Below are 7,388 nucleotides of genomic sequence, written 5' to 3'. Positions count from 1 at the left end.
CGGTTCTGGATGCTGGGCAGCAACATCAGCACGGTCGGATGGCCGTACACGGGGAAACGGACATCATGGAGCGGGTTAATAACAACCCTTATGTTAACGGCACCGTTCACTGGGATGCGGGAGGGCATGCGGAATACGGCAGAGTATCGGGCAACCTCGATTTTGCCCAATACCATGTGTACAGCGTCGAATGGGATTCGAAGTATATCCGCTGGTTCGTTGACGGACAGCAGTTCAATGAATTTTATATTGAGAATGGCACTGGAAATACCGAGGAATTTCAGCGGCCGTTCTTCCTGCTCCTGAACTTGGCGGTCGGCGGCAACTGGCCGGGGGCTCCAAACGATTCGACGCCGTTTCCTGCTCAAATGCTCGTGGACTACGTCCGTGTATATCAGGACAAAGGCCAGTCCAGCGCAATCAGCAACGGAGTTTATACTTTGGCCTCCAAGTCGAGTGGAAAAGTAATGGATGTCGTTGACGTGTCCATGGCCAGCGGAGCCAAAATCCAACAGTGGACGAATTATACCGCCACCAACCAGCAATTCCGGATCGAAAGCACGGGTGACGGTTATTACAAGCTTACTGCCGTGCACAGCGGCAAAGTATTGGATGTGCCGAATTCGTCAACGGCAGCCGGCGTCCAGCTGCAGCAGTGGGATGATAACGGGACGAACGCGCAAAGGTGGAGCATTGTCGACGTAGGCGGAGGGTATTATAAGCTGGTTTCCAAAGCAAACGGACTCGTCGTTGACGTGTCCGGTTCGTCCACGGCGGATGGCGCGGCCGTTCAGCAGTGGACGGATAACGGAACGGACGCCCAGAAATGGGCCTTGACCAAAATCAATTAAGGCTCAAACAAGCAGTCCACATATGGGCTGCTTGTTTGTGTATACGCGACTGAAGCGGAACACATGCTAAAGTCTTGGCAATCGATGAGAAATTTCGGTGGATGGGCGTGCTATAATTTGAGAAGACCATGAATGAACTATCATCTATATTTTCAAATTAAAGGAGAGTTACGGCAAATGATCAATAAGGAAAACAATGAACACATGAGATGGATCGAAGTCGCCCCGGCCAAGGATGCAGGCTCCAGCATCGTACTGCATGATAAAGAGACTGTCGCGAAAATGTCCGAGGGCTTAAATCTCGGCACTCCTTCTTTAATGTTTTTCACAGAGGATGTGGATGCGTTGTATCGCGATTTTACCGATAAACAGATCACGGTCGGTGAAATCGTTGAGCTGCCTACCGGCAGGGTGTTTAACTTTGCGGATGACGAAGCGAATTACTTTGCGGTCATGGAAAAAAAATAACGGCCGCTCACGGCCGGAAGAAGGGGCGATGGTAGCGACCATCGCTCTTTTCGCTAAAAGGGACATATCAAAGTCAAGCCTGATTCAAGGAGGAATTCAGATGTTTAACCCTTTTGAAGTAGCCGAGCTTATGGTCCAACATATTTCAACGAATTTTCCGGACGACGTCTCTCTGATCGGTTATTATGGATCACGCGCTCAAGGAACGGCGACGGAGCGTTCCGATCTCGATTTTTTTTTATACCGGCGAACGCGGAAGGTTTCCGTCATAGTTTGCAGTTTGTAGTGAATGGGATCAGCTTTGATTTCTGGCCGATCAGCTGGGAACGTACGGAGAGAATCGCCGCTTTCGAAGAACTGAATGTATCGATCATCGCGGATTGCAAGCTATTGTATGTACGTTCCGAAGAAGACTACGAACGGTTTCTCAAGCTTCGCAGCAAAATTGCTGACCAAGCCCGGGCACGCTTGGAATGGCTCCATAAAGCCGAATCGAGGCTGAAGGAAGCTTATATACATCTTTACAACTTGAGCAAAATGGGCTCTATGGATGATCTGGTTTCTTTTCGCTATGAAGCCCAAGAGATCCTTATCTTAAACCTTGAGAGCCTTTCATTAATCAATCATACATACTACACCCAAGGCTGGGGCAAAAACAGGGAGCAAATCCGAAACTTCCCTTTACAACCGGACACATTGGAGCAGACGATGGAGGCGATTCTGTCCTCCTGTTCGGGATTTCAAATCCGGGAAGCCTGCGAGCGATTGACCAAGGATACGCTTCGTCTCATTTTGCAGCAGAAAGAGAAAGACGTCAGCGGTCCAGATCATCCTGGCCGGATGAAGGGCTTCTATGAAGAAGTGAAAGGGATTATGGATAAGGTGGTGAGCGCTTGTGAATCAAGCGACTACCATACAGCCTATTTCTGGGCGGTCGGCGTGCAGAAGGAAGTATCCCGTTTTCTCTTTTTCACCGAGAAAGGGTATTGGCCGTCGCCTTTGTGCGCCGGGGAGGAAGAGTTAACCTTGTATAAGGAACTTGGCTTTCCAGATTTAATCGGATTACTGAATCAGGTAGATTTCAGCCCCCTGAAAGAAGCGGTTGAACAGCTTGATTCGCAGCTGGAGCAGCATCTTCAGAGCCAGGGAGTACAAATCAACCGGTTTCGGAACGCCGAAGAATTCAGCGATTTCCTGCTGACATTGGGTTGATCGCCGAGCCTGGATGCATCATGTCCATATCCCGCTGTGATTCCAATTCGGATGACTGGAAATGATGATAGCATAGAGGACGGCTGCTGCTGCTGCTGAGAGTCTCCTTCTCATGGTGTCGATTCGTAAATAAGTGTAGGGAGGTTTGTCAGTTTAAGGCGGCGAAGAATACATAAGGCAAGTCTTGTAGCAAGTTAATATGAAGATAATACAATGAGTCATAACAAGCCAAAGGGAGAATGGAAGACATGATGGAACAGCTGAAAGTTTGGGCTAAACAATTAAAAAGGCAGGTATTTGTACTCTATTACGCCTATCGCGACAAACGTTCGCCATGGTATGCAAAGCTGTTTTCCATGTGCGTCGTTGCCTATGCATTCAGCCCCATAGATTTAATACCGGACTTCATACCCGTCATTGGCTATGCGGACGATTTGGTTTTGATTCCGCTGGGAGTATTGGCTGCAATAAAAATGATGCCTGGTGAGGTCATTGAGGATGCCAAAAAGAAAGCGGATGCTCGCATGAACCAAGGGAAACCGGTGAATTGGGCTGCAGGTGGCATGATTATTTTATTATGGGCTGCTGTACTGGCAGTGGTATTGACTTACCTGTATAACCGTTTGAAGTAACCAGCTGATGCACAGCAGGGCCTTCCGGCAGGATTCGGGTCGCCCGCCCAATCGGCTGCTTAAACCGTGGCGTTCCCCCGTATTTATGAATCCTGCAGCTTCTCCCGATACTCGGATGGCGTACAGTTGTACACCTTGCGGAACTGGCGGGCGTAATAGTTCTGGTCCCGAAAGCCGCTTTCGAGCGCCACCTGGGAAATGGACAGGTTTGGATGGCGAAGCAGCGTGCAGGAATAGTCCAGACGCTTGCGTATGACATAATCCATCGGGGTTGTGTGATAGTTGCGCGTAAAGACGCGCTGAAACTGGCGGGTGGACAGGTAGGCTTTGTCGGCCATCGCTTGCAGGGTGATCGGCTGGAGAAAGTGCTCTTCAATGTAAGTGACGGCTTCACCGATCCGCAGGGCCTTGTTATCTTCAGCTCCGCTGCCGATCTGATAATAGCGGGAGAGCAGGCCGACGAGAGCGGTAAAATAAGAGCGAATCATTAGACGATAGCCCTGCGGCTGCAGTTCATACTCGGTTAAAATCAGGTCAAGCAGTTTTGTCGCTTCCTGCAGCTGCGCTTCGTTCAGCGTAAGCATGCCCTTGAAGTTCATTTCCTTGCGGTAAAATGGTTCGATGTAGAAGAGCGCTTGAAAGCCCGGAAGCAGCCTAAGCTCGGACAGCTGCAGAAGCTGCTCGGGCTGGAACATGACGTTGATGTATTCAATCCCGTCGACGTTTTTGTAACCGTGGGATACGCCGCTGTGAATCAAGAATACCTGGCCGGCTGTAACGGGGTATTCCCTCCCTTCAATGATATGAACGGCGCTGCCCTGCAAAATGACGACGAGTTCGGAAAAATCGTGGCTATGTACAAAATATTCGTGCGTTAGCGGACATTTCTGAATGCGGAACGTAAAACCCGGCTCGAGCCCGATGTCCGTGGCAAACAGTCTGGTGGTCATCATGTCCATATTATGCTAAACAATGTCGGCATCGTCAAGGCGAAGAGCGGCGTCCCGCGATACCATTAAGATTACAGGCCGACGCATGGCAGATCGATACGTCATCGGCTTAGAGAATGTCAATGGGGAGGTACCTATGGATTTATGGTGGAATGAAAGGACGAATCAACCCGTGAAGCCGGTTATTCTTTTTCTGGGGGTACAGCATTACGGCCAGCGGTCATTATATCCGGTATACCGAAGCTTGGATCCGTCCAAAGAGCACTGAATCCTGCTTANCGTTCGGGGGACGGTATTCATCCAAACCATGCCGGGCACTGGGTTATGGCGCGTACGCTTCTCAAGGAAATGTTCGGCGCGGCACCCGGTGTATTTCCGATGTGGATGCGATTTCGAGATCGCTTGCTGAAGAAACGGATTGACACCTAAAAATCAACCGGATTATAGTTAGGTCACTCCAACAATCGGGAGGGAGAGAGGTACGATGAACTTGCTGCAAATGCTGCGAACGCGGAAATATTTACAGCGGATCTTGCTCAGCTTTATGCTCGTAGTCGCCACGCTGGCGGTGGCCTCCCTATTTATGAACGCCTTCGCACGCGACAAAGTGCTCAGCCTTCAGAACGAAGCTGACCGCAAGTTGCTGACCCAAATCAACTATAACATTGAAAACATGAACGGCATCGTCAAGGACCTGGCGGTATCCATGTACAACGACGAAGAGCTGATCGCACTGAAATCCGGAGCGGATTACAAGCAGAGCATTCTGAAGATCGAGCGCCTGAATCAGACCGTAGCGGCGTCTCCGTATCTCCATGCTGCTGTCTTTTACAACGGGGCGCAGCACCGGTTTTTCTCATCGCTCAACCATGATATGGACAACAGGCTGCTGTATCAAAGGCTGGGAGATTATATGTCGTCCCGCAGCGACCTGCCGAAGCTCCAGTTGATTCCGATGGATCTGAACGGCGGAAATGAAGGGATCGATGTGTTCGCCTTCTTCATTTATGACGGACCGTCCTTAGGTTCCGTAAATGATAATGTCCTGATTTTGACCGTCAAGCCGGGATGGATGCTGGATAACGTGAAAGCGCTTAATCGTGTCGCAGAGCGGGAGAACGACATGCTGTTCGTGACCGACAGTGACGGGCGCATGCTGATTTCCAACGACCGGTCGCTGCCGGAGGGGCTGAGCGTCAAAAAGGATTTGCTTCAGCGAATCCAAGCTACCGGGAGTACGCTGGACTCTTTTATCTATAAGCACGGTTCGCATAAATACAAGGTGACGTATTTGAGCAAAGGACTGAACAACTGGCAAATCGTCAGCCTCCAGAATTATAACGAAGTGCTCGGCAGCGTCCGGCAGATGAAGTGGACGGAGATGGCCGTGACGCTGTCCGTTGCGGTCCTGGCTGTGCTGCTGTCCGTGTTTTTTTCGCTGCGGCTGTATAAACCGGTCGGACAGCTCCTGACGCTCGTTCCGCCGCAGCGGCGCGATGCTCCCCCGGCGAAGGATGAGCTGTCGGTCATCGCCGCCAACGTAACGGAAATGATCGGAAAGCTGAAAGGGCTCGAGCAGGAGAGGGCATCCCAGTGGAACATCGCCAAGGTCTATCACCTGCGCAGCCTGATCGGTCTCAGCGAAGGCGTACACGAACTGGAGTTTCGGCGGATAAGAGAGCAGTACGGGCTCGATATCGCGTATCCGTCAAGACTCCGTCTGGCTCTGGTCCAGATTGACGACGTACAGAGCCTTGCCCGCGGCCAGGGATCGCAAGCAGAATCGCTGCTCTATTTCGCCATAGCCAATATTGGCCAGGAACTGCTCCACAAACACGGATCCTGCGAAGCCGCAGATATGAAAAGCGGGCATCTCGTCTTTATCGTCGGCGGCGAATCCAGGGATTTAGCTATGCTTGCTGACCGCTTTCGGGAGCTTCAGCACACCATCCTTCAATATTATCGGGTTACCTTCACGGTAACGCTCAGTGACCCGTTTGAAGACTACCGCGAAATCACGGCGCATTATAACCTGGCTGTCCGCCACGCCAATTACCGCATGGTTTTTGGCAAAGGTGCGGTGCTAGAGCCTGAGCGGGTCCGAAGCTGCGAGGCAAACGATACGTTCCGCATTCCGCAGGAATTGGAGCGGCGCCTGACGGAAGGATTAAAGAGCGGCGATTTGGAAGAGACGGAGCAGGCGATCCGGAGCTGGAGAGGGCTGATCGGCGGATTCAGCTTCGAGAATATGTACTCTGCGCTGCTGCATCTGGCGGTTACGCTCAGCAATACACTGGGAGAGATGAACCATCACAATTTGAACCCGGTATCGGTCAACGTTCAGGCCATCAACCGGCGCATTCTCGAGAAAGAAACGTTGGATGAAATCGAAACGGTGCTGCTCGATGTCGTCCGCGAGGTATTCGAACAGCGGCGGAACGGGCGTGAAGACAAAAACAGGCTGCTTGCCGATACCGTGAAAGAAATTATCGACAAGCATTTTGCCGATCCGGATCTCAACGTGCAGCGGATCGCCGACATGCTGAAGATGAGCTCGGTCTACATCGGGCAGGTGTTCAAGGCACAGGAAGGAACGACGGTCGTCGATCAGATTAATGCCACCCGCCTGGCCCGTGCCCGAACGTATTTGGAGCAGCAGGAGCTGACCGTTGTGGAAATTATGGAAAAGGTCGGCTTCGGCAACGAAAGCTATTTTTACCGCTTGTTCAAACGCCGATACGGAACCACACCCAAGGAGTACCGCCTGAAATCTGCCATAGAGAGAAGCATATGAACCTGATGAAGACCCGCACGGGAGAACCGTTTCCCTGGCGGGTCTTTTGCATGCCCAAGAACGGCTGCAGGCTTGTAAATACAGGAATCCGGCATCTATACAGCCCGCCAGTACAGTGATCCTGCAATTGTACAGTACGCAGCAGTAAGGGTTTTACGTTATCGTTAGACGTGCAAAGCCTGACACCAGGCAGAGCGCAAAGGAGGAAAGGGGCTTACGATATGTTGAATAAGGTTTCTCTGGCGGGTGACGCAGAAAACAGACGGATGGAGCCAGAACTCGGACAAACCGGATTGCTACCCTCACCGGACGTGCCGCCAAAGCAGCGCAAGCAAAAATCGATCATCCGGAAGGAGCTGCGCCATTTCCGTAACAACCGGGAGCTGCTCCTGCTCTCATTGCCGGGAATATTGTATAAGCTGATATTCGCCTATATTCCGATGGTGGGGCTCATCATCGCCTTCAAAAATTATCGGTACGA

The 7,388-nt window shown here is 51.4% G+C and carries 6 protein-coding genes and 1 pseudogene; 6 read left to right on the top strand and 1 reads right to left on the bottom strand.

Annotation, left to right across the window (positions count from 1 at the left end; all coding sequences use genetic code 11):
* The 4 genes from CPT76_RS11540 to CPT76_RS11520 all read left to right on the top strand — a co-directional run.
* The coding region (locus CPT76_RS11540) for an RICIN domain-containing protein (RefSeq protein ID WP_258168319.1) at window positions 1-851 on the top strand (851 nt) is incomplete at its 5' end.
* 132 nt (window positions 852-983) lie between these two features.
* Window positions 984-1,319: a VOC family protein gene (locus CPT76_RS11535; RefSeq protein WP_146116222.1), complete on the top strand. Its 336-nt coding sequence runs from the start codon at window positions 984-986 to the stop codon at window positions 1,317-1,319.
* 273 nt (window positions 1,320-1,592) lie between these two features.
* Window positions 1,593-2,531: a hypothetical protein gene (locus CPT76_RS11525; RefSeq protein WP_146116221.1), complete on the top strand. Its 939-nt coding sequence runs from the start codon at window positions 1,593-1,595 to the stop codon at window positions 2,529-2,531.
* 248 nt (window positions 2,532-2,779) lie between these two features.
* Complete coding sequence (locus CPT76_RS11520) at window positions 2,780-3,163, top strand: YkvA family protein (RefSeq protein WP_105443017.1); 384 nt, start codon at window positions 2,780-2,782, stop codon at window positions 3,161-3,163.
* An 83-nt stretch (window positions 3,164-3,246) separates the two neighbouring features.
* Here the strand turns inward: CPT76_RS11520 and CPT76_RS11515 are convergent, their stop codons facing one another.
* Window positions 3,247-4,116: a helix-turn-helix domain-containing protein gene (locus tag CPT76_RS11515; RefSeq protein WP_181152804.1), complete on the bottom strand. Its 870-nt coding sequence runs from the start codon at window positions 4,114-4,116 to the stop codon at window positions 3,247-3,249.
* Between the two features lie 481 nt (window positions 4,117-4,597).
* Here CPT76_RS11515 and CPT76_RS11510 point away from each other — a divergent pair, with 481 nt between their 5' ends.
* Window positions 4,598-6,907, top strand: a complete 2,310-nt coding sequence (locus CPT76_RS11510; RefSeq protein WP_105443015.1) for a helix-turn-helix domain-containing protein — start codon at window positions 4,598-4,600, stop codon at window positions 6,905-6,907.
* A 221-nt stretch (window positions 6,908-7,128) separates the two neighbouring features.
* Window positions 7,129-7,388: pseudogene (locus CPT76_RS39500) on the top strand (sugar ABC transporter permease); the annotation flags it as partial.

It is taken from the genome of Paenibacillus sp. AR247 (assembly GCF_002968895.1).
In the GTDB taxonomy this organism is placed as follows: domain Bacteria; phylum Bacillota; class Bacilli; order Paenibacillales; family Paenibacillaceae; genus Paenibacillus_AQ; species Paenibacillus_AQ favisporus.
The sequence above is the reverse complement of the archived record's forward strand: the minus strand, read 5'-3'. Positions and strand labels throughout refer to the sequence as shown.

Bases quoted from the DNA above. Each gene is read 5' to 3' on its own strand.
- CPT76_RS11535 (WP_146116222.1), top strand. From the start codon at position 984: ATGAACTATCATCTATATTTTCAAATTAAAGGAGAGTTACGGCAAATG.
- CPT76_RS11520 (WP_105443017.1), top strand. From the start codon at position 2,780: ATGATGGAACAGCTGAAAGTTTGGGCTAAACAATTAAAAAGGCAGGTA.
- CPT76_RS11515 (WP_181152804.1), bottom strand. From the start codon at position 4,116: ATGATGACCACCAGACTGTTTGCCACGGACATCGGGCTCGAGCCGGGT.
- CPT76_RS11510 (WP_105443015.1), top strand. From the start codon at position 4,598: ATGAACTTGCTGCAAATGCTGCGAACGCGGAAATATTTACAGCGGATC.